Origin of the sequence: Vibrio sp. 10N.261.45.E2, assembly GCF_002875705.1 — a bacterium.
Classification (GTDB): Bacteria; Pseudomonadota; Gammaproteobacteria; order Enterobacterales; family Vibrionaceae; genus Vibrio.
Genome location: NZ_MCZZ01000163.1, coordinates 1 through 21265 on the forward strand (window position 1 = coordinate 1; position 21265 = coordinate 21265).

Consider the following 21265-nt stretch of genomic DNA (forward strand, 5'->3'; position numbering starts at 1 on the left):
GACTCCGGGAGGCGCCTCCACTATTCAAAGTAGAAAGGCCAGCAGAAATGCTGGCCTTTTTGCTATCTGAGATTTCACTTCTACGCATTACATCCAAAATTCTTATCTTTGCTCTCTGTTCACTAACATCTCTAGGGACATAGTGCTTATGTGATCACTTTCTTTGTCAGTTTTCCCTTCAGGAGATCTATCATTTGCTATACAGCAAACAAGATCTGTTAACTAATTGTGGTGTTCGCGAGTGGAATTTAAGAGGAGTGGAAAAGGGCGCCTGTCCTTTGGGTCATTAAGTTCTTCATATTTATACATAGTTGCTCATGAACCTGTAACGCTTTCATGGGTTATTACAGTTCTTATGACTATAAATGAAAATGATTGTCATTTACTTACGTTATTGCTAACCTATTATGAAAATTTACAACATTCTATCTAGTGCAAGAAAGTGTATATAAAACCCCGCTAAACCCCATTAAACCTACGGTTATTCGTTTGCTTAGCCTGATAATTAAGCAGATCTACCTCTTTTGTTCTACCCCTTTAGGGTAGTTTGTTTTCGTAATTGATTTACATCATATTTTCATTTTCTTTCATAATTCATTATTCGCTCAGTTAAGAAATATATAACCTTCAGGAATTCTTATGAGCAAGATGAAGCTAGTCGTAATCGGTAACGGGATGGTCGGCCATCGCTATATCGAAGATTTAGTCGAGAAGACAGATGTTACAAACATGGACATCACCGTGTTCTGTGAAGAACCACGAGTAGCATATGACCGTGTGCACCTTTCTTCTTACTTTTCACACCACACTGCAGACGAACTTTCTTTAGTTAAAGAAGGCTTCTACGAGAAACACGGCATCAACATGCTGATCGGCGAACGTGCAATCAACGTTAACCGTGAAAAGAAAACAGTTTACTCAAGCACTGGTCGTGAAATTCAATACGACAAACTTGTTCTTGCTACTGGCTCTTTCCCATTCGTACCACCAATTAAAGGCAACGAAGGTAAAGACTGTTTCGTTTACCGCACAATCGAAGATCTGAAAGCGATTGAAGCTACGGCTAAAAACTCTAAGTCTGGTGTGGTTGTGGGTGGTGGTCTACTTGGTCTTGAAGCGGCAGGCGCACTAAAAGCACTTGGCGTGACAACACACGTTGTTGAGTTTGCCCCTAAATTAATGGCTGAGCAGCTTGACCAGGCGGGTGGTAACCAACTTCGTCAAAAAATCGAACGTATGGGCGTAAACGTACATACAAGTAAGAACACGCTTGAGATTGCTCCTGAAGGCACTGAAGCTCGTAACGTAATGCGTTTTGCCGACGGTACAGAGCTAGAAACTGATTTCATCGTATTCTCTGCTGGTATTCGCCCACAAGACAAACTTGCTCGTCAAATGGGTCTAGGTATTGCGCCTCGCGGTGGTATCGAGATTAACGATCACTGTCAAACGACAGACAAAGATATTTACGCTATCGGTGAGTGTGCGTCTTGGAACCAAACGTTCTACGGCCTTGTTGCTCCTGGTTATAAGATGGCGACCGTTGCTGTTGACCACGTTGTTGGTAACGAAAGCACATTTGAAGGTGCGGACATGTCTGCGAAGCTGAAGCTTTTAGGCGTGAAAGTAGGCTCTATCGGTGATGCAAATGGTCGTACTCCTGGTTGTAAGAGCTACGTTTACCAAAATGAAGAGTCAGAAGTCTACAAGCGTATCATCGTTTCTGAAGACAACAAGAAGCTTCTTGGTGCAGTAATGGTTGGTGATACGTCTGATTACGGCGATCTTCTACAGCTAATGCTGAACGAAATCGACCTTCCAGAACATCCAGATGCATTGATTCTTCCTGCACACGCTGGTGCTGAAAAACCAACACTTGGCGCAGACTCTCTTCCTGAATCTGCAGTTATTTGTTCTTGTTTTGATGTAACGAAAGGCAAGATTGCTCAAGCAGTCGCTGAAGGTCATCATACAATTGGCGATATCAAGGCAGTAACAGGTGCTGGCACTGGTTGTGGTGGCTGTATTCCACTTGTGACTTCAGTATTAAACGCAGAGCTTGCTAAAGCCGGTGTTGAAGTGAAGAACGACGTTTGTGAGCACTTTGCTTACTCTCGCCAAGAGCTTTTCCACTTAATTCGTATCGAAGAAATCAAAACGTTCGACGAGTTGCTAGAGAAATACGGTAAAGGCTACGGCTGTGAAGTATGTAAGCCTCTAGCGGGTTCTATCCTTGCTTCTTGCTGGGGTGAACACATCCTTAAGCCTGAGCTAGTGAAGCTGCACGATACCAACGATAACTTCCTAGGTAACATGCAAAAAGATGGTACTTACTCTGTTATCCCTCGTATGGCCGGTGGTGAAGTAACGCCTCAAGCGCTAAGCGTTCTTGCTGACGTTGCGGCTGAATATAACTTGTACACCAAGATAACGGGTGCACAACGTATAGGTCTATTCGGTGCTCAAAAAGATGACTTACCAGCAATCTGGAAGAAGTTAATCGCTGCAGGTTACGAAACGGGTCAAGCTTACGCAAAAGCACTTCGCATGGCTAAAACATGTGTGGGTTCAACTTGGTGCCGTTACGGTGTTCAAGATTCAGTTGGCCTAGGCGTGATGATCGAGCACCGTTACAAAGGCATCCGAACTCCTCATAAGATGAAGTTTGGTGTGTCTGGCTGTACTCGTGAGTGTGCTGAAGCTCAAGGTAAAGACTTAGGTATTATCGCAACTGACGCTGGTTGGAACATGTATGTATGTGGTAACGGTGGTATGAAGCCTCGTCACGCAGACCTACTTGCAAGCGACCTAGACCAAGAAACGCTAATCAAATATATCGACCGTTTCATGATGTTCTACATCCGTACGGCTGCGCCGCTACAACGTACTTCGGTATGGATGGACAACCTAGAAGGTGGTGTTGATTACCTACGTGAAGTGATTGTAGACAACAAGCTTGGCATCAACGACCAACTTGAAGCTGATATTGCAGGCCTAGTAGACAACTTTGCTTGTGAGTGGACAGATACAATCAACGACGAAGCTCAACTTAAACGCTTTGCACACTTCATCAATGCTGATGACCGTGATGAAAACGTTGTGTTTGTTGATGACGGCCGTGAACAACACCGTCCAGCGACATTCACAGAGAAACACCCTGAAGCGAAGGGCGATATCCTTCACGTTGAACTGGTTTAATTGGGAGACGACATCATGGCATTTACCAAAGTTTGTAAGATCGAAGACATTATCCCAGGTACAGGTGTTTGTGCATTGGTTGGTGGTGAGCAAGTGGCTGTCTTCCGTCCAACTAAGGCTGAAGAAGTATTCGCGATTAGCAACACAGACCCATACTTCCAATCTAACGTGTTATCACGTGGTTTGATTGTTGAGCACAAAGAAGAGCTTTGGGTGGCGAGTCCGCTTAAGAAGCAACGCTTTAACCTAGCAACAGGTGCGTGCATGGAAGACGAGAACTTCAACGTGAAAGCGTACAAAGCTCGAGTTACCAAAGGTGCTGTAGAAATCTCTGCTTAATCTTCGGATGAGTAAGATTTGATAGTTCAAGGGTTCTAGTTATCGATATTGCCTTAACTCGGCAACTAGAACCTTTTCCTATCCAATTTTAACTTTTAATTTTAACTTTTTAAGGACAACCTTATGTCTACTGATTTTAAACCGGCAGAATTCGTTCAAACTATGATCGATGTAGGTGAAGCGAAAACCAAAACGAGTACTCGTGATCTTCTGATCCGAAGCACTATGGCCGGTATCATCCTTTCTCTTGCGGTTGTTGTTGCTATCACAACTATCGTGCAAACAGGCATCGGTATTGTTGGCGCTCTTGTGTTCCCAGTAGGCTTCGTCATTCTAAGTGTAATGGGTTATGACCTAGTAACGGGCGTATTCGGCCTTGCTCCTTTAGCTAAATTTGACAACCGCCCAGGCATTACTTGGGGCCGTATTCTTCGTTGTTGGGGCATTGTTGGTCTTGGTAACCTTATTGGTTCTTTGATTGTTGCTTTCCTAGTTGCTGTTTCATTAACAGGTAACTTCTCTTTAGAACCAAACGCTGTTGCTCAAAAGTTCATCGCTGTTTCTACAGGTCGTAGCTTAGGCTTTGAAAACATGGGCATGGACGGATGGATCACATGTTTCGTACGCGGCATCTTTTGTAACCTAATGGTATGTCTAGGTGTGATTGGTAACATGACAGCACGTACTGTCGCTGGCCGTGTAGCAATGATGTGGTTCCCAATCTTCATCTTCTTCGCACTAGTGTTCGAGCACACAGTAGTAAACATGTTCCTATTCCCACTAGGTATGATTCTTGGCGCTGATTTCGGTATCGCGACATGGTTGAACTTCAACCTTATCCCAACAATCCTAGGTAACATAGTTGGTGGTCTACTAATGACGTGTGTTCCTCTATACTTAACTCATGCTAAAACAGCCCCTTCTCTAGGCGCTAAGTAATTAGACAGCTCTAGGTTAATGAGCAACTAATAATGTGTGTTAAGCCCCAAGCTGTTGATTTGGGGCTTTTTTGATCTTAACACTCTCTACTTTTGATAACCGTGCACCTAAGGCGAGCAATGTGTGCTTGATGATGGTGCAAATGTCAGGGTTTTCCAACGTAATAGATTGTTTTGTTATATAAACTTCTATCTTGATTAGAATTAATCGTGAAGTTTTATGGCAACAACTGATAGTCTAAGAAGTAGGGATATTGGTGATTCATACAACGATGAATCGTCATACAGAATTAAGCTTGAAATATAACAAGCTAACTTTCGGAGCAAAGCATGTCAGAAGTATCGCCATCGAATGTTAAAACAGGAAACACAGGATTTGTTTCATTAGTAGGTGCAGGTCCAGGCGACCCAGACTTACTTACACTAAAAGCAGCACGAGTGATTCAACAAGCAGACGTTTTGGTTTATGACCGCTTGGTATCAAAAGATATCTTGGCGATGGCTAACCCAGAAGCGGAAATGCTGTATGTGGGTAAAAAGCTCGATCATCACTGCGTACCTCAAGAGCAGATCAACCAACTATTGGTTACTAAAGCACAAGAGAATAAACATGTAGTACGCCTTAAAGGTGGAGACTCATTTATCTTTGGTCGTGGCGGGGAAGAGTGTGAAACGTTAGCTGAAAATGACGTTAGATTTGAAGTGATTCCGGGTATTACGGCTGCTGCTGGGGCAACTGCTTATGCCGGTATCCCTTTAACGCACCGAGACCACGCGCAAAGCGTCCAGTTTATTACCGGTCACCTTAAGAAAGATGGTGAAGATATTGACTGGCGTTCGCTTGCTCAGCACAACCATACGATTGTGTTTTACATGGGCTTGAAAGAGAGTCCAAACATTCAGAAGAATTTACTCGAAAACGGTATGAGTGCAGACATGCCGGTAGCGATCATCGAAAACGGTACCCGCCAAGAGCAGAAAGTTTACCGTGGTGGGCTGCGAGACTTGGCTGAACTTGCTAGCGTTGCAAAGAGCCCTGCATTGATTGTTGTAGGTAGCGTTGCCCAACTGCATGAGAAACTAGCCTGGTTTAATGAGCAAGCCTGATCGTTTGATCCTCGGCTTAAAGACGTGAGCCGTTGCTTTGATAGTCAATAATTAAATACTGCAGCGGCTACCTCGTCGCTGCATTTCTTGTTGGCGCATTGGCATTTCGTCGATGATATTAGTGATCTGTTTCCAGTTTGTTTTGCCATTCCATCGGTGCTTCTCTTTTCCATCTTTACCAATCAGCACTGCAGTGTGTGATCCTTTAGGGATCTCATAAATGTTGGTGACTGCCTTTAAGTTAAACTCTTCTTCTAGCCAAGTTGGAACGGTGTAGCCACTCTCAGCTATGACCATTATCACGACGTCTCGCTCATCCAATTGACAGTTATTTATCAAGACTTCATTCAGAAATTCTTTAACGACTGAATCTTCTTTCGGAGCGAAATAAATCACGCTGCGATGCGGTAAAGGTTTTGAGTGAGAGTAGGCTGGGTAGGCGAGTGCTGAGTTGACGGTTAGGCTCATGATCAATACCGTGCAGATAAAAAGAAACTTATACAGAGTTGGCAAAACTGTGGAGTCTGTACTTGCTTGTGCTCCCCCAGTTGAGTTTATGGCCACGCACGGCTTTTCCGTTTGTCGGTGTAACATAACCCACCTCCCTTTATTATGCTAAGCCTGATTAAGGTCCGGTTAGGGCGTCAATCAAGCCCATCTGAATAGAGCTCTTCACAACAGAAGAACAAACCACCACCCTTAAGCATAGTTAGGTTTACGCTAAAGATAATAGGATTTACGTTTACGATCGCTGACAAGTTCATTTTTATTGAGTAAAGCGACTCGCATTTTCCAATTGAATCGAATAGGGTATACGGAAAATATAAAGGTATGAATTTATGGAAAACATAGCAATTTTGGTCGACGTTCAGAACGTTTACTATACGACGCGCGACAAATACCGTTCTAACTTCGACTATAACCAGTTTTGGTATGTTGCCACGGAAGGTCGCAATGTTGTTGCAGCTAATGCTTATGCAATCTCAAGCCAAGATCCTAAACAACGTCAATTTCACCATATCCTTCGTGGTGTGGGCTTTAACGTGAAACTGAAACCATTTATCCAGCGCCGAGATGGAAGTGCAAAAGGTGACTGGGATGTGGGTATTGCTTTAGATGCTATAGAACTCGCTGAAACGGTTGATACGATCGTTTTAGTATCAGGAGACGGTGATTTTGAAATCCTCGTAGAGCGAATCAAAGACCGCTTTGAAAAACCTGTTGAAGTGTATGGTGTTCCGGGACTAACTGCTCAAAATCTTATCGATTCTGCCTCAAAATTTGTACCAATTGAAAAAGATTTTCTTCTATAGAGTAAATCGGACATTTTATAATTGAAATCAATAATAACGATAATTAGAATGCAAACAGTTCTTATTTATCGGTGTGTTTAATGTCTCGCGTTTTAGTTGTTGATGATGATATTCAGTTGTGTGAATTACTGGGTGAAGTGTTAGAAAATGAGGGGTATCACGTTGATACTGTTCATTGCGGTGAATCCGCGCTTGAGTTTATTCAATCTCACCCAGTCGATTTGGTCCTGCTTGATGTAATGCTTCCTAATCTAAGCGGCATTCAAGTCGCAAGACGTATTTGTCAGCGTTTTGCTACTCCCATTCTTATGTTAACCGCACTTAACGATGATGCCTCGATGCTCGATGGCTACCAAGCTGGAGCCGATCAGTACATTGCCAAACCTTTTAATGTACCTGAACTCTTAACTCGTATTAAAGTGATCTTGCGCCGAGTGGGTTTTGAACGCCAGAGGCAATCATTGGCTTCGTCTAATCATGGTTTGTGCGAACAACTATCACGTTTACCTTTAACTGGCACAGAAAAAGACCTGCTTGATTATCTCGTTAAAAATGATGGCATCGTTGTCTCCAAATCCGATCTCCAAATCCATGTACTTAAGAAAGAACTGTGTCCTTTTGATCGTAATTTGGATATGCATATCAGCAATATACGCCGAAAGCTTGTGCAGGCGGGCTTGTCAAAACAACATATTAAAACTGTTCGTGGTAAAGGCTACAGTTACCTAGAGTCGGTAGGAGCATGAGTAAAAAACTGCTGCGTTGTCCTGACTTTATCGCCAATCGTAAAGATGGTTTAACATTCCAACTTTTTTCGTACTTGACGATTATCATTATCAGCATTTTTATTTTCCAAGCTGTAGCTGAGAAGGCCTTGATGAAGGCATTATTGAAAGTCCCAGACTCTGTGAAGCAAGAGATGCTAGACCTCGCATATCAAGCTAACGTGTTAATCGAAGAAGGGGACATGGATGAACTTGCTGACTGGGCCAACGCTCAGCAGTATTACCTATTTGTTTTGGGAAAAGACAATCACCCGATCACACATAGGCACATGCACCCACATTTTGAATTCAAGTTGCGCTTCTTAAGAACGTTAGATCATCAATTGGATGCTGTTGTGAATAGGCCGATCTTTGGCCTACCTTTAAATGATGGAAAAAGCCTAGTTATCCAATTGCCGCACCGGTTCCATCCCGCAAAGTCGTTTGGTTTGTACTCGTCTTTGATGAAGGTATTCATCGCTTTCATTATTTTGTCTTTGTTCTCTTTGATTATGGCTCGTCGGCTACAACAACCTTTGGATCGTTTGCGAGAAGCGAGTCGACGCTTAGCGGAAGGTGACTTCTCGGTACAAGTCGTCTCTGAATTGAAATCCAACACACGAGAGTTCAATGAACTCGCGGTGGACTTTGATCACATGACATTTGAGATCAAATCTCTCGCAGAGAAGCAGCGTCGATTAATACGAGATGTCTCTCACGAGCTCAGGACTCCACTAGCAAGGCAGAACCTCGCATTGCACTTACTACGCTATAAAGTTGATGAGAAGAGCATAGGCTTGCTAGATCGTATGGAAAGCGAAACAGAAGAGATGAATAAGCTGGTGGGTGAAATACTCGAGTTTAGCCGCTTAGAAACCTCTCGTTATGATGCTAAAACAAGCTTGATGCACCTTGAGCATTATTGCTCGATGCTGATCGCGCAGATGCAAAACGATTTAAAACCTAATCAAACGCTGGTGGGTGATTTAGAAACTCCAACTTCGATGGTGAACATTGATGAGCGATTACTTTTAAGAGTGATCGGGAATTTAGTTGGCAACGCGATTAAATATGCGGGTGAGCATGCCCATATTTCGGTAACTACGTATGAAGCGACTATCGATCAACGTTACAGTGTCATATCTGTAGAAGATGACGGTAATGGCATTCCTGATAACAAGATTGCGGGTATATTCGACCCGTTTACACGAATTGAATCAGCCCGAGATAAACAGTCTGGTGGTTATGGTCTAGGCCTTGCGATTGTGAAAGAAGCGATGGGCGTGATGAATGGACATGTGACCGCTGAAAATAGAGAAGGTGGGGGGCTGAAAGTGAACTTGATGTTCCCAATATGTGATTAGCTTTCACTACGAGATACACATTAAATGTAACTAGCCCCGTATAGTTGCGTTTAAAAAAGCGATACCCAATAAAAAACGCCACGGCATCTGCAGTGGCGTTTTTTTATTTACTTTTTTGAGTTAAAGCATAGCCATTAATTACACTTTAACTCGATAGCAAGAACGTTAGATAAACTAGATTATGCCTGTTGGCGAGCTAGTTTAACTTCTTCTTCTTTCTCACCCGCTGCTGGGTCGTTGAAGCGAGACTCGTCAAGAGCGCCTTCAGACTTAGCAACGATGATAGATACGGCACTATCACCTGTGATGTTTACTGCGGTACGAATCATATCAAGAAGACGGTCAACACCCATGATTAGAGCGATACCTTCAAGCGGTAGACCAACTTGGTTCAATACCATCGCTAGCATAACAAGACCAACTCCAGGAACACCTGCTGTACCAACAGACGCTAGTGTCGCCGTTAGAATAACCATTAGGTAATCACCCATTGAAAGGTCGATGTTATATGCTTGCGCGATAAATGCAGTCGCAACACCTTGCATGATTGCTGTGCCGTCCATGTTCACAGTTGCACCTAGTGGTACTGTGAAAGAAGCGACTTTGTTGTCTACGCCCATGCGGTTCTTCGCTGTTTCCATTGTTACAGGAATGGTTGCGTTCGAAGATGCTGTAGAGAATGCAAACATGATTGCATCTTCCATCTTACGTAGGAACGTAATCGGGCTAAGACCTGTGAATCCTTTAAGCATAGCGCTGTACGTAACCAGACCGTGTAACAGTAGGGTACCCGCAAGTACTAAGAAGTATTCTGCTAGGTTCCAAATTGCACCCAAGCCAAGGCCAGAGAACAGTTTCGCCATTAAGAAGAATACGCCGTAAGGAGCAAGGTTCATTAATAGCGCAACTAGCTTCATGATCACTTCGTTTAGATCAGAGAAAACTGCAGCGATACGTTCACCAGGTTTGCCCGCCGCACTGATTGCGATACCAAATAACACTGCAAAGACGATAACTTGTAACGTTTTGCCCTCAGCCATCGCCTGAATAGGGTTGGTTGGGAACATGTCGATGATTACTTGGCCCAAAGAAGGGGCATCCGCTGATTTGAAAGAGCTCGCAGCAGTAAGATCCGCACCAGCTCCAGGTTGGAACAGGTTACCGATAGTTAATGCAAGAGTGATAGCAACGGCTGTAGTACCGATATAAAGTGCAAGCGTTTTGCCACCCATACGGCCAAGAGTTGATAAGTCTTTAAGAGAACTTGTACCGCACACTAGTGAAACGAAAACTAATGGGACAACAAGCATTTTTAAACTGGCGACAAAAATTTGTCCGCCTACTTCAAAGAGTCCGTTAACGATGTAGTTGTTAACAAATCCACTTTCTGCAAAAAGGGATTGAATGGCAAATCCCGTGAATATACCTACGACCATACCGAGGATTACTCGACCAGTCAGAGACATAGGTTTCTTGGTATTCATTTAGAACACTCCTTATTATTTATAACTTTGATACCTTTTCAAAGTGAGCAGGAGATTAGCAGTCGGATAATCAAATCAAAAACCAAAAATGAGTTTGAAATTATAGATGTGATCAAAGTCACTGATAAAAATGCAAAATAAACATGATTAAATAAAATAATTCACTAGTCATTTACATTTATCGAGGGTTTTATACATAAATTTGTCATTTCAAAGGTAGTAAATAAGAAGAGATGATTTTCTAATCAATCTTAACGTCTTCAATTGATTGGGCGAATATCGTTGTTTCAAAAAACTCGGTGAAGATAACCACTCGATTTACGGTCATCGGCCTTAACTATTTGTATTGAATTGGCTTCTTGAACTCTCCAAATATGACCCACCGACAGGCCTTTACAAAACTTTACGAATGCAAAGAATGTAAATTTAATGCAAATGGTAATAGTTATCACTTATATTCTCTCCCGAAATAATTCAGTGGTACCGGCAACGGTTCAACGAACACATCGAATAAATAACAAAGTGTTCGTCTAAAAGAATAAAATCGGAGTAAAGGACATGTTTTCAAAGAGCCCATTGGCTTTAGTGATCGGCGCAGTATTAGCTTCACCAGCAGTATTGGCAGAAACAGTAAAAACTGACGAGCACATGGTTGTTGAAGGTCGTGACTACGGTTACAAAGCCGACACAAATACAACAGCAATGCGCATGGAGGCGACTCAATTAGAGACTCCGGGACAAGTTTCAGTAATCGATGAGCAAATCATCGATGAACAACGCGCTAGCACATTAGGTGAAGTTCTAAAGAACGATGCATCTATCTCTGCTGGTTCTAAATCTACAAACCGTGAGCGTTTTAACCTACGTGGTTTTGAACTAGATAGTGGTTCTAGTTACCTACGTGATGGTGTTCAACACTGGTCTCATTATCGCCAACCCGTTGAGCTTTTAGAGCGTGTAGAAGTGTTGAAAGGGCCTGCTGGTCTTCTTTACGGTAAATCAGCACCTGGTGGCCTAGTTAACATGGTGTCGAAAAAACCAACATATGAAACGCAAGTTTCTGTTAGCCAAGATATCGGTTCTGACAATTATACGCGTACTGTTGCTGATGTGAGTGGCTCGCTAAATGAAGCTCAAACATTACGAGCACGAGCTATCATATCGCAAGAGAATCAAGATTCTTATCGCACACGTTTCGACGGTACGGATGTACAAACAGAACGTTTCGTTGGTGGTCTGTTTGTTGATTACGACATTAACGATGATGTGATGCTTTCTTTACACTACGACAGAACACAAGAACTAGGCGATCTAGATAATGGTTCTAAAATAGATACCACGACAGGTAAAGTTGTCGATCCTAATACCGTGACAGATCAACGTTTTGCTCAAACAGATAATGATGTAGCAAACTATGGTGTTGCAGTAACTGCAAACCTAAATGACACATGGTCTGTTAAATCAGGTGTTAGTCGTCAGTTTTATGAGCGCCAACGTACAGAATCTGACAATGAAGTCGACTTCAACTCATCAAATAGTGAATACGGCTACAAAGTATCGGATCGTCATGATGAATGGACTTTCGATACTGCCTATGTTGATTTTACTGGTGACTTTGATGCTCTGGGCGTAAATCATAGAGTACTTGTTGGCGTTAACGGCCTGCATTACGACTATAAGCAGCTTTACTCACAAGATTACGCATGTTCAAGCGCAACTGAAGCTGAAGCTGTAACGGCTTGTGGTAATGGCTTCGATATGCCTTCAGATATCAGCTACCATAACGATGACGCGCTATCTCATTCAGAAAGCAAGCACTATGGTTTCTACCTACAAGATCTAGTAACGCTTAATGAGCAATGGCAAGTACTTGCGGGTGCGCGCTTTGCATACGACAAAACTATTAGCAGCAAAGGTAAAGAAGAGAGCTTTAACAACGTTCTTCCGAAGCTAGGTGTAATTTACTCACCTGCATCGAATGGTTCGATCTACACAGTATATTCAGAAAGCTTTGAACCAGTTGGCGAAATCACGGACCAGGACGATGTGAACTTCGGTCAATCACAAGACGCTAAGAAAGGTACTTTGTATGAAGTTGGTACAAAGTGGGAATTGTTTGACGAGCGCTTATTTGTATCTGGTGCGGTGTTCCAAATCACTCAATCAAACATTCAAGTGACAGAAGATGTAGATCCTAACGCTAACAACGGAAAAGAAACACGTACTTCTCAAGTTGGAGAGCAGGTTCATACTGGTATTGAACTGTCTGCAACAGGCTACCTAACTAATGCGTTGTCTCTAAGTGCATCTACTATGTTCCTTGATGCGGAATATAAGAATGACCCAGCGTTAGAAGGTAAGACACCGGCTGACGTGCCAGAGTTTACTGCAAGCATCTGGTCTACTTATGCGTTTAACAACGGTACTGACGTAAACTTAGGCGTGTACCACGTCGGTGAGCGTTACACAGAAAGCGCTAACACATTTAAGAAAGACGCATATACTCGTGTAGATATGGGTATCGCACATACTATGAAGTATGACGAGAACCTAGATTTCGTTGCTCGTTTTAATGTAGAGAACTTATTCGATACAGATTACCTTGAAGGTGGTAGCACAAGCAGCGTAGTAGTCGGCGAAGGCCGTAACTACATGGCGACTTTACAGGTAAAATACTAATTTGTTAGTAGGTTACTATTGGTAGCTTAAATGTTAAGGGGAAGGTTTCGACTTTCCCCTTTCGTGATTCTGCTATTTCACAAAAATAACCCTAGTAATAAGAGTGAGTTTTAATGATAATGAGAGTGCTTATCAATAAAATTCATTTGACCTTCTTCTATAGTAAATGACTACCATTATGAATCTTTTAAAAACTAGCCTAGCGCTTGCCATCAGTTTGGTTGCAACGTCTTCTATGGCAAACAGCTTGGATCAAGCTCAATCAATTCAAAACAAGACCAATAACGCGTCGGCTTCGAGCCAAAAGGTTATTGATAAAAGCTCACAGGCGACTTTAATGCTGCAAGCTGAGATTGAGCGTCTGCAAGAAGAAGTCAAAAATCTAGAAATCTATCATGACCACCTTGCTGCATTGGTTGAGAGCCAGAATCAAGAAGCTCAGAGCATTGAAGGGCAGATCGACGAAATCAAATACACACGTCAAGGTGTTGTGCCTCTGATGTACCAGATGATTGATGGCCTTCAGCAGTTAGTTGAACAAGATGTGCCAATCAAGAAAGAACAGCGTCTAGAAAGAGTCGAAAAGCTGCAAGCAATGATGACTCGTGCAGATGTGAGTGATGCAGAAAAGTATCGTCGTATCCTAGAAGCTTACCAAATTGAGATGGACTACGGCATCAAGCTAGGTGCGTACCAAGGTCGTGTTGCACTAAGCAACGACAGAACGATCGAAGCTGACGTATTGCACCTAGGTCGTATCTCTTTGGTGGCTCGTAACCTAAATGGCAGCCAATACTGGGCTTGGAATCAAACAGAAGCTCAGTGGCAAGAGCTAGATTCTTCAATGAAATCTGAGCTAGATAAAGCTTATGACATCGCAAGCCAACAAGCGGCGCCAAGCTTGATTACTTTACCTGTTTCTTTAACTGTTGCGGAGGTTAAGTAATGAACTTAAAGCCATTAGCAGCATTGCTTTGCATTACGTCAATTTCATTTTCTGTTTTCTCAGCTTCAGACTCAACGGCTCAGCTCGTTAATAAAGCAAAATCAGAAAGTCGAACTCAAGCTTCTCACAACGTAGTGCGTGAAGCTGATTTTAAAAAGACTGAACAAGAGCTCAAAGCAATTAAAGCTCAGCTTGAAGCGAAGCGCACCTCTATCCAAGGTGCGACAGATGTTCTGACTCAAACATTCAGTGACAACGAAAATAACCTTGCTCGTTTAGAAGAAAAACTGCGTTTAGAAACGGGTAGTCTTGGTGAGTTATTCGGTGTCGTTCGTCAAAACGCAAAAGAACTTGGCGCAGAGCTTAGCTCAACAGTAAACAGTGTTGATCGTGCTGAGCATACTGCAACCGTCGATCAAATCATTGATGCTAAATCTCTGCCTTCAATGCCACAGTTGACTGGTTTGTGGATGAGCATGGTTGAACAGATTAAAGCGAGCTCAGAGCTGAGCAAATCTCAAATCGCATTCATTAATGGTGAAGGTAATACAAACAAGGTTGATGCTTACCGTTTAGGTTCGATCGGCTTAGTGACAGACCAAGGCTATGTAAGTTGGAACACGCAACGTGAAGATGCAATCGCATACCTTAAACAACCAGAAAATGGTCCAACGTTAACATCACTTTCTTCATTCGCGAACGGTGAAGTGGCTAATGTGGTTGTCGATCCTTCTCGTGGATTCATGTTAGAGCAACTAGCGCTAACGCCAAGCCTAACTGATCGCCTTCAAGCGGGTGGTGTGGTTGGTAAAGTGATTCTTGGTTTGCTTGCAATTGGTCTAATCATCGCATTGGTTCGTGGTATTTCTTTGGCTATCGCTCGCCAGAAAATTCGTGCTCAACTTAAGAACCCAGAGCAAGCGGGTAACAACCCTCTAGGTCGTGTTCTTGCGGTTTACAACAAAGAGCAGAACCAAACGGTTGAAGCACTAGAGTTACGACTTTTAGAAGCCGTTGTTGATGAGCAGACTCACCTAGAGAAAGGCTTGTCGATGCTTAAGTTATTGGCGGCACTAGCTCCAATGTTAGGTCTTCTAGGAACAGTAACCGGCATGATCGAAACATTCCAAGTGATCACTCAGTTTGGCAATGGTGACCCTAAAGTAATGGCGGGTGGTATTTCGATGGCACTTGTAACTACGGTACTTGGTCTTGTTGCGGCGATGCCTCTTCTACTAGCACACAATATTCTTAGCACTCAAGCAGAGAACATTCGCAATATTCTTGAGAAACAAGGTATTGGCCTTGTTGCTGAGCAGGCAGAAAAGACCGTTGAATCAAACGCAGTTGTTTCACCAGTTGGGACTGCTGCGTAATGGATATTTTGTCGGGTTCTCTATTACCAGCAAGTTGGTTAACGAGTGACTGGCTGCTGTCTTTATCAAGCTTTATGGAGCAGGGCGGTTTCGTCCTGTGGTGGCTAGCGGCTGTCGTCCTAGTGTATTGGGTGCTTGTGGTAGAACGTGTGCTCTATCTTGCGTTCTATTTTCCTAAGCAACGCCAAGCTTGGATAGCAAAGTGGCATGAACGAGAAGATCACTCTTCTTGGCACGCTAAGGCCATTCGCGAAGGTTGGTTAGGTCAGGCGAGTATCTTGCTTAACCAAAACTTGAATTTTATTAAGCTGTTAGTGGCTATCTGCCCGATGTTGGGCTTGTTAGGTACCGTAACCGGTATGATCTCTGTCTTTGATGTCATGGCGACTCAAGGAAGCAGCGACCCTAAATTGATGGCTTCAGGCATTTCGTTAGCAACACTGCCAACCATGGCAGGTATGGTTGCTGCTTTAGCGGGCATGTTCGTTCACGCTCGCTTAGCGAAAGTGTGTAATCGCTTAGAATTGAAATTAGAAAAATCTTTAAGGAGTCAACGATGAGACTCGGTCGACGTCATTCTAAAAACGAAGAGGCTCAAATAGACCTTACTTCGATGCTTGATATTGTCTTTATCATGCTTATTTTCTTTATTGTGACCAGTTCATTTGTTCGTGAATCAGGGGTTGAAGTCAATCGCCCACAAGCTTCTAACGTAGTAAGCCAAAAGGATGCAGGCATCTTTGTTGCGATTACCTCTGCTAACGACATTTTCATTGATAAGCGTGTCGTTGATGTTGAACGTGTCCAAGCGACGTTAGAACATTTGTTGCTAGAACAACCTGATGCTTCTTTGGTAATCCAAGCGGATGAACACGCTTACAACGGTACCGTTGTTAAAGTGATGGATGCCGCGAAAGGTGCAGGTGTTAAAAACATTGCGCTTGCTGCTGATAAGCGATGATCTTGGAGGATCTTCATAAATGATTCGCCTATTTCTTGCTTTACCTCTAGCGGGTGCACTGGGCTTAGCACTGTTTTCTTTCATGGCTTGGATGGTCGATAATGGTCACCAACGCTCACCAGACGATAGCGAGACGTTAAGTTTCAACATGGTGATGGTGGAACAAGAACAAGAAGTTCAAAGAAGACAACGTGCAGTCCCTGAAAAACCAGAAATGCCAGAGCCGCCACCAGAAGCGCAAACATCTCAGTCACAAGCTGAAGTTACGCCTCTGAATTCGATGTCTTCTTTACCTTCATTGGATTTGAATACATCCATTGATGGACTAGCGATTAACGCACCGACATTCTCTGATTTTGGGTCAAACCAACAGGCCATGCCTTTGTATCGAGTAGAGCCTCGTTACCCTGCAAAAGCGCTTAAGCGCGGAGCTGAAGGCCATGTGATTATGTCTTTTACCATCGATGAAACGGGACGCCCAATTGACATTCAAGTCACTGACGCAAACCCACGTCGTATGTTTGAACGTGAAGCGATGAGAGCACTTAAAAAATGGAAATATCAACCGAAAGTCGTCGATGGAAAAGCGATAGCTCAGGTTGGTCAAACCGTGAAACTAGAGTTTAAGTTGGCAAAATGATGAAACAGATATGGATATTAGTGGGCTTGTTGTTAATGCCCCTTACAACACAGGCGCAAGAGCTAACCCAATATACTGCTATTCGTGTTCAAAAGGCGCATAAGCTTGCGCAAGATGAACAGGTTAAACAGGCAATTGACGTACTTGCAGGCTTGGAGCTTTCTAAAGGCTACGACAAAGCGTACGTAGCTCGTATGCTGGGTGTGTTTTACTGGCAAGATGGCAAAACCGACAAGGCGATTAAGCAGCTTACATATGCCGTCGATACCAATTTACTGGTAGATGAACAAGCTTGGATAACGAAGCGTATGCTTGCTGATCTGTTATTAAATGATCAGCAGTTCAAAAACGCGATTCCACATTACTATGAGCTAGTAAAAACAGCACCAGAGACAGAAAAGAAAGACGTGCTTTGGATGCGAATTGCACAAGCGGAATATCAAATCGAGAACTGGTCAAAAGTACTAGTAGCGATTGGTAATCGTGACAAGTTCAATGCAAAATCAGAACTGTCGCCTCTGTCTCTAAAACTGGGTGCACAACTACAGTTAAAGCAATGGAAGCAATCCATTCCAACACTGGAAAGCCTGATTGAACTTCAGCCAGAAAAAGACAACTGGTGGCGTCAACTTGTGGGTATTCAGTTAAGACTAGAGCGTAACCGCGATGCATTGAACACGTTAGCACTAGCTGATCTTCAAGGTGTTGAACTGAAAAACTCAGACCGGAGACTACTGGCTCAGCTTTATGCTAAACGCGGTATTCCAGAGCGTGCAGCACAAGAGATCGCTAAGTTAGATGACGCGAACAGCGATGTTCAACTTCTGGCTGAGCAAGCAACCTACTGGCAGTTAGCGAAAGAGTGGGACAGTGCAATTGAAGTGTGGATGTTAGCATCTAAAAAGGACGCTCAATATCATTGGAATGTAGCTCAGTTATTGGTTCAACAAGGATACTACGACAGAGCGTTAGTTGTTTTAGATAAAGTAAAAGACAAAAACAAACAAGCCGATGTTGCGTTAGCGAAAGTACGTTCTTGGTACAAGCTAAAGAATCTTGATAACGCTCTTGCTCAAGCAAAACGTGCGAACAACATTGAACCTTCTTCTGAAGCAAAAGGTTGGATTAAATATCTGACTCAACTACGAACGGTAAGCGATAACGGAAACGTCTAACCGTTTATAGAAAGCAGAAAATAAGAAACTGTTCGTAAGAAGTAACAACAGCAAAAGGGTGTCATTTGAGCGTTCAAATGACACCCTTTTTAATTTTTGGCGGTTAAAGGTTTTTGATCTTTGTTATTCTAGTGTATTAATTAAGGCTCGCACATCGTGCCGCTGGACGTTGCACTTTGAATCACGCCGCTGGTATCAGCAATCCAATTAATGGTGCAGTCACGATAAGGGTTTTTGAACGCATGTACTGTATAGCCATTGTCTAACGGCTTCTTTGTTTCAATCCAAGCATAGTTTCGAGAAGCCCAAAAACTGATAGGGCGTGACCGTTCGGTGAGATAACGTTCTTGTACATCGGTTATGTCTGCACCGATGAATTTTTGAATATGTTTTTCCGTGCTGGCTATTTGGCTGGTACACGCCGTTACTAGCGCAGCAAAAGCCAAAACAATAATACGCATTTCAAATCCTTTTAAGCTTAATTAGCTATCATCAAACCAGTGATCAAATAGTCCCAACTTTCTATCCTTAAAGCCACAATTGTTACCTTAAACCCATCTCAATCAAGCGTGTTGAGATAGAGGTTTTTTGAGTTTTGATCCTGTTATCGACAACCTCTAACAGAACGAATCAAATCCCTCTAGTACACGTTAGCAAGAATATGCATACAGTTCGATTATTTCCCATGTAATGTTATGTAAATTTCCTTACGCCACTCGGCAAACGTAAACAATGTAAATTGAATGCCAATACGAATGATTATCAACTAAATTGTCGCCATAAAATTTATAGGTATTGGTTTGTATGTCGTTAAAAAGTAGGGCGGTTCAATCATGGGCTCGTCGACTTCATGTTTATATTTCAATGGCACTTCTGTTCGTTGTTCTTTTCTTCTCAGTGACAGGTATCACCTTGAACAGACCTGAGTTATTTGAATCAAGCCAACCCAATATTCAACGCTCTACTTTAGAGCTTCCTACGAGTTTGTTCACGATCCAAGACGGGCGATTAAAAGCCGACGAAAGAGCCTTCGAAACATTCCTGTTTGAAGAGGTCAATTTATCTGGTGTTCCTTCTGGCTTAGATATCTACGCCGAAATTGAAGACGGTGAGTTGCTGATCGGTGAAGTGTCTATGGACTTCAAAGGTCCAGGCTACAACGCTTCCGTGTTTGTTGACGTGACATCTGAAATGGTCGAAGTCGAAACCACGAATTACGGTGTGATTGCACTGTTGAATGACTTACACAAAGGCCGTAATAGCGGTGAGGTCTGGAAATGTTTCATTGATATCACAGCACTGTTGATGATCTTCTTTGTGCTCACTGGCGTGTGCTTACTGTTACCTAAGAAAAAGACGCTGAACACCTCCATCAAGTGGACTGTGTTTGGATCTGCAATCTCACTTGTTATCTATTTTTTCGCCGTGCCTTAACGCTTGATTCGATTGATGAATTGGATTGAAGAACGAACTTAAGGTTAAACGGATTTAAAAGGTTGTTAAAAATGAAAAAAATGAACTGGAGCAAGGCGCTTCTTGCTTTATCTCTTTTGCCAAGCCTAGGTATGGCACAAGCGATTCCTGACACGGCAAAACTTGATGTCAGCTTTGAGCTTCCAAAAATTGATACGTCTATGTATGCACGTCCTTATGTGGCGGTATGGGTAGAGAACAGCGAACGAAAGTCAGTGAAAACCATCGAGCTTTGGGTCGGTAAAGACGAATGGCTTAAGGATCTGCGTAGCTGGTGGAGAAAGGTTGGCCGTTACGATCGTGAGCTAGTTGATGCTGTGACGTCTGCGACACGTCCTGCTGGTCAGTACCGTTTCGTTTGGGATGGTAAGAGCGACAACGGTGAGACGTTAGAGCAAGGTGAATACACGGTTCATATCGAAGTGGTTCGTGAACACGGTGGCCGCAACTACCTTCGCCAAAAAGTATCACTCACAGATTCAAATGCGTCTTACGAATTAAAAGCAACGGAAGAGACGGGTGAGATCACCCTGAACTACATCGCTAAATAGTAAGTGCGAACAGTAAAACCAAGCTGAACAGAATAGACAGTCGTCATCGTAGGCTCAGATAGAGCGACACGGCTAACAATTATAAATAATGGAATTTAACATGATGAAACAGACAAAAATCAAAGCACTTGCTCTAGTGGGTGTGATGGCATTCGGCCTAGCAGCAACGACAACGGCACAAGCTCACCCACGTTGGATTTTGCCGTCTCACTTCACTGTATCTAAAGAAGGTGGTGATTGGCTAACGTTCGACGTGACTGCATCTCACGGTACGTTTGTTTTTGATAAGCCTGCTGGCAGCGAAAATGCTCATGTCATCATGCCTGATGGTCGCAGCGAGCGTCCTAACTTTGTGATTCGTGGCAAGCGTCGTTCAATCTTCGATTTCTACTTTGAAGAAGAAGGGACACACAAGGTCGCAATCAACAACGAACCGTCTTACTACACGCAATACAAAGCGGGCCGTCGTGACACAGTGAAATGGGTTAAAGCAAACAAAGCAGAACGTGACTCTGTGCTTCCTGAAAAATCACGTGACGTGGTAACACAAATCAGTTTCACTCGCGCAGAAAGCTACATCACGGTGGGCAAGCCAACGGATTCAGTGTTCAAAATTGAAGGCAAGCTTCTTGAGATGAAGCCAGTGACTCACCCTTCAGACATCGTTGAAGGCGAACCAGTAACATTCCAGTTCTTCTATAACGGTCAAATCCAGAAAGACGTGAAAGCGGAGATCACTCGTGAAGGTACACTTTACCGCAACCATCAAGAACAGATTGACGTAGTGAGCGATGAGAATGGTGAAATCACGTTTACTCCAGACGTAGCGGGTCGTTACGTAATGAAAGCGAATTACAAAGGTGAGTTGATTGACAACCCACTAGCAGACAAAGCAAGCGCGAACGTTCACCTAACGTTCGAAGCACTGCTTCAATAGTCTGTGATATCGGGGCCAGA

The 21265-nt window shown here is 43.2% G+C and carries 20 protein-coding genes; 17 read left to right on the top strand and 3 right to left on the bottom strand.

What is annotated here, in order from left to right; translation table 11 throughout:
* Window positions 1-639: 639 nt before the first annotated feature.
* The 4 genes from nirB (at window position 640) to cobA (ending at window position 5582) form a co-directional block, all read left to right on the top strand.
* Window positions 640-3198 (top strand): nitrite reductase large subunit NirB, encoded by a 2559-nt coding sequence (gene nirB / locus BCT34_RS22250; protein WP_102305872.1) that lies wholly within the window; start codon window positions 640-642, stop codon window positions 3196-3198.
* A 15-nt stretch (window positions 3199-3213) separates the two neighbouring features.
* Window positions 3214-3537, top strand: coding sequence for a nitrite reductase small subunit NirD (nirD, locus tag BCT34_RS22255; protein WP_076651213.1), 324 nt, complete (start codon window positions 3214-3216; stop codon window positions 3535-3537).
* 123 nt (window positions 3538-3660) lie between these two features.
* Window positions 3661-4476 carry a formate/nitrite transporter family protein gene (locus BCT34_RS22260; RefSeq protein ID WP_076651212.1) on the top strand — a complete coding sequence of 272 codons (816 nt, stop codon included), beginning with the start codon at window positions 3661-3663 and terminating at the stop codon, window positions 4474-4476.
* A 329-nt stretch (window positions 4477-4805) separates the two neighbouring features.
* Window positions 4806-5582, top strand: coding sequence for a uroporphyrinogen-III C-methyltransferase (gene cobA, locus BCT34_RS22265; protein WP_076651211.1), 777 nt, complete (start codon window positions 4806-4808; stop codon window positions 5580-5582).
* A gap of 51 nt (window positions 5583-5633) precedes the next feature.
* On the opposite strand, the gene BCT34_RS22270 is transcribed toward cobA, so the two are convergent.
* Complete coding sequence (locus BCT34_RS22270) at window positions 5634-6176, bottom strand: DUF4174 domain-containing protein (RefSeq protein ID WP_076651210.1); 543 nt, start codon at window positions 6174-6176, stop codon at window positions 5634-5636.
* Window positions 6177-6421: 245 nt separating this feature from the next.
* Here BCT34_RS22270 and BCT34_RS22275 point away from each other — a divergent pair, with 245 nt between their 5' ends.
* The 3 genes from BCT34_RS22275 to BCT34_RS22285 all read left to right on the top strand — a co-directional run bounded on the left by BCT34_RS22275 (window position 6422) and on the right by BCT34_RS22285 (window position 9023).
* Window positions 6422-6895 (top strand): NYN domain-containing protein, encoded by a 474-nt coding sequence (locus BCT34_RS22275; protein ID WP_076651209.1) that lies wholly within the window; start codon window positions 6422-6424, stop codon window positions 6893-6895.
* Window positions 6896-6975: 80 nt separating this feature from the next.
* Window positions 6976-7641 carry a response regulator transcription factor gene (locus BCT34_RS22280; protein WP_017062555.1) on the top strand — a complete coding sequence of 222 codons (666 nt, stop codon included), beginning with the start codon at window positions 6976-6978 and terminating at the stop codon, window positions 7639-7641.
* The gene (locus BCT34_RS22285; protein WP_076651208.1) at window positions 7638-9023 is read left to right on the top strand and encodes a sensor histidine kinase; all 1386 of its coding nucleotides are present in this window, start codon (window positions 7638-7640) and stop codon (window positions 9021-9023) included. The genes BCT34_RS22280 and BCT34_RS22285 overlap by 4 nt, the downstream gene beginning before the upstream one ends.
* A gap of 179 nt (window positions 9024-9202) precedes the next feature.
* Here the strand turns inward: BCT34_RS22285 and BCT34_RS22290 are convergent, their stop codons facing one another.
* The gene (locus tag BCT34_RS22290) at window positions 9203-10507 is read right to left on the bottom strand and encodes a dicarboxylate/amino acid:cation symporter (RefSeq protein WP_076651207.1); all 1305 of its coding nucleotides are present in this window, start codon (window positions 10505-10507) and stop codon (window positions 9203-9205) included.
* 558 nt (window positions 10508-11065) lie between these two features.
* Between BCT34_RS22290 and BCT34_RS22295 the strand changes: the two genes are divergently transcribed.
* From BCT34_RS22295 to BCT34_RS22325, 7 genes are all read left to right on the top strand, one after another.
* Window positions 11066-13186, top strand: a complete 2121-nt coding sequence (locus BCT34_RS22295; RefSeq protein WP_076651206.1) for a TonB-dependent receptor — start codon at window positions 11066-11068, stop codon at window positions 13184-13186.
* 178 nt (window positions 13187-13364) lie between these two features.
* Entirely contained in the window at window positions 13365-14132 is a 768-nt protein-coding gene (locus BCT34_RS22300) for a DUF3450 domain-containing protein (protein ID WP_076651205.1), read from the top strand.
* Window positions 14132-15508 carry a MotA/TolQ/ExbB proton channel family protein gene (locus BCT34_RS22305; RefSeq protein WP_076651204.1) on the top strand — a complete coding sequence of 459 codons (1377 nt, stop codon included), beginning with the start codon at window positions 14132-14134 and terminating at the stop codon, window positions 15506-15508. Before BCT34_RS22300 ends, BCT34_RS22305 begins: the two co-directional genes overlap by 1 nt.
* On the top strand, window positions 15508-16068 hold the full coding sequence (locus BCT34_RS22310; RefSeq protein WP_010429842.1) for a MotA/TolQ/ExbB proton channel family protein: 561 nt from the start codon (window positions 15508-15510) through the stop codon (window positions 16066-16068). Before BCT34_RS22305 ends, BCT34_RS22310 begins: the two co-directional genes overlap by 1 nt.
* Window positions 16065-16469 (top strand): biopolymer transporter ExbD, encoded by a 405-nt coding sequence (locus BCT34_RS22315; RefSeq protein WP_004739212.1) that lies wholly within the window; start codon window positions 16065-16067, stop codon window positions 16467-16469. The genes BCT34_RS22310 and BCT34_RS22315 overlap by 4 nt, the downstream gene beginning before the upstream one ends.
* A 19-nt stretch (window positions 16470-16488) precedes the next feature.
* The gene (locus BCT34_RS22320; RefSeq protein ID WP_008219721.1) at window positions 16489-17109 is read left to right on the top strand and encodes an energy transducer TonB; all 621 of its coding nucleotides are present in this window, start codon (window positions 16489-16491) and stop codon (window positions 17107-17109) included.
* On the top strand, window positions 17106-18284 hold the full coding sequence (locus BCT34_RS22325; RefSeq protein WP_076651203.1) for a BTAD domain-containing putative transcriptional regulator: 1179 nt from the start codon (window positions 17106-17108) through the stop codon (window positions 18282-18284). The genes BCT34_RS22320 and BCT34_RS22325 overlap by 4 nt, the downstream gene beginning before the upstream one ends.
* A 140-nt stretch (window positions 18285-18424) precedes the next feature.
* Here BCT34_RS22325 and BCT34_RS22330 read toward each other — a convergent pair whose 3' ends face one another.
* Window positions 18425-18745 carry a hypothetical protein gene (locus BCT34_RS22330; protein ID WP_076651202.1) on the bottom strand — a complete coding sequence of 107 codons (321 nt, stop codon included), beginning with the start codon at window positions 18743-18745 and terminating at the stop codon, window positions 18425-18427.
* Window positions 18746-19088: 343 nt separating this feature from the next.
* Between BCT34_RS22330 and BCT34_RS22335 the strand changes: the two genes are divergently transcribed.
* The 3 genes from BCT34_RS22335 (at window position 19089) to BCT34_RS22345 (ending at window position 21245) form a co-directional block, all read left to right on the top strand.
* Window positions 19089-19718 (top strand): PepSY-associated TM helix domain-containing protein, encoded by a 630-nt coding sequence (locus tag BCT34_RS22335; protein WP_076651201.1) that lies wholly within the window; start codon window positions 19089-19091, stop codon window positions 19716-19718.
* 71 nt (window positions 19719-19789) lie between these two features.
* Window positions 19790-20308 carry a DUF2271 domain-containing protein gene (locus BCT34_RS22340; RefSeq protein WP_076651200.1) on the top strand — a complete coding sequence of 173 codons (519 nt, stop codon included), beginning with the start codon at window positions 19790-19792 and terminating at the stop codon, window positions 20306-20308.
* Between the two features lie 100 nt (window positions 20309-20408).
* A complete protein-coding gene (locus tag BCT34_RS22345) occupies window positions 20409-21245 on the top strand; it encodes a DUF4198 domain-containing protein (protein WP_076651199.1) in 837 nt (278 codons plus the stop codon).
* Window positions 21246-21265: the final 20 nt, after the last annotated feature.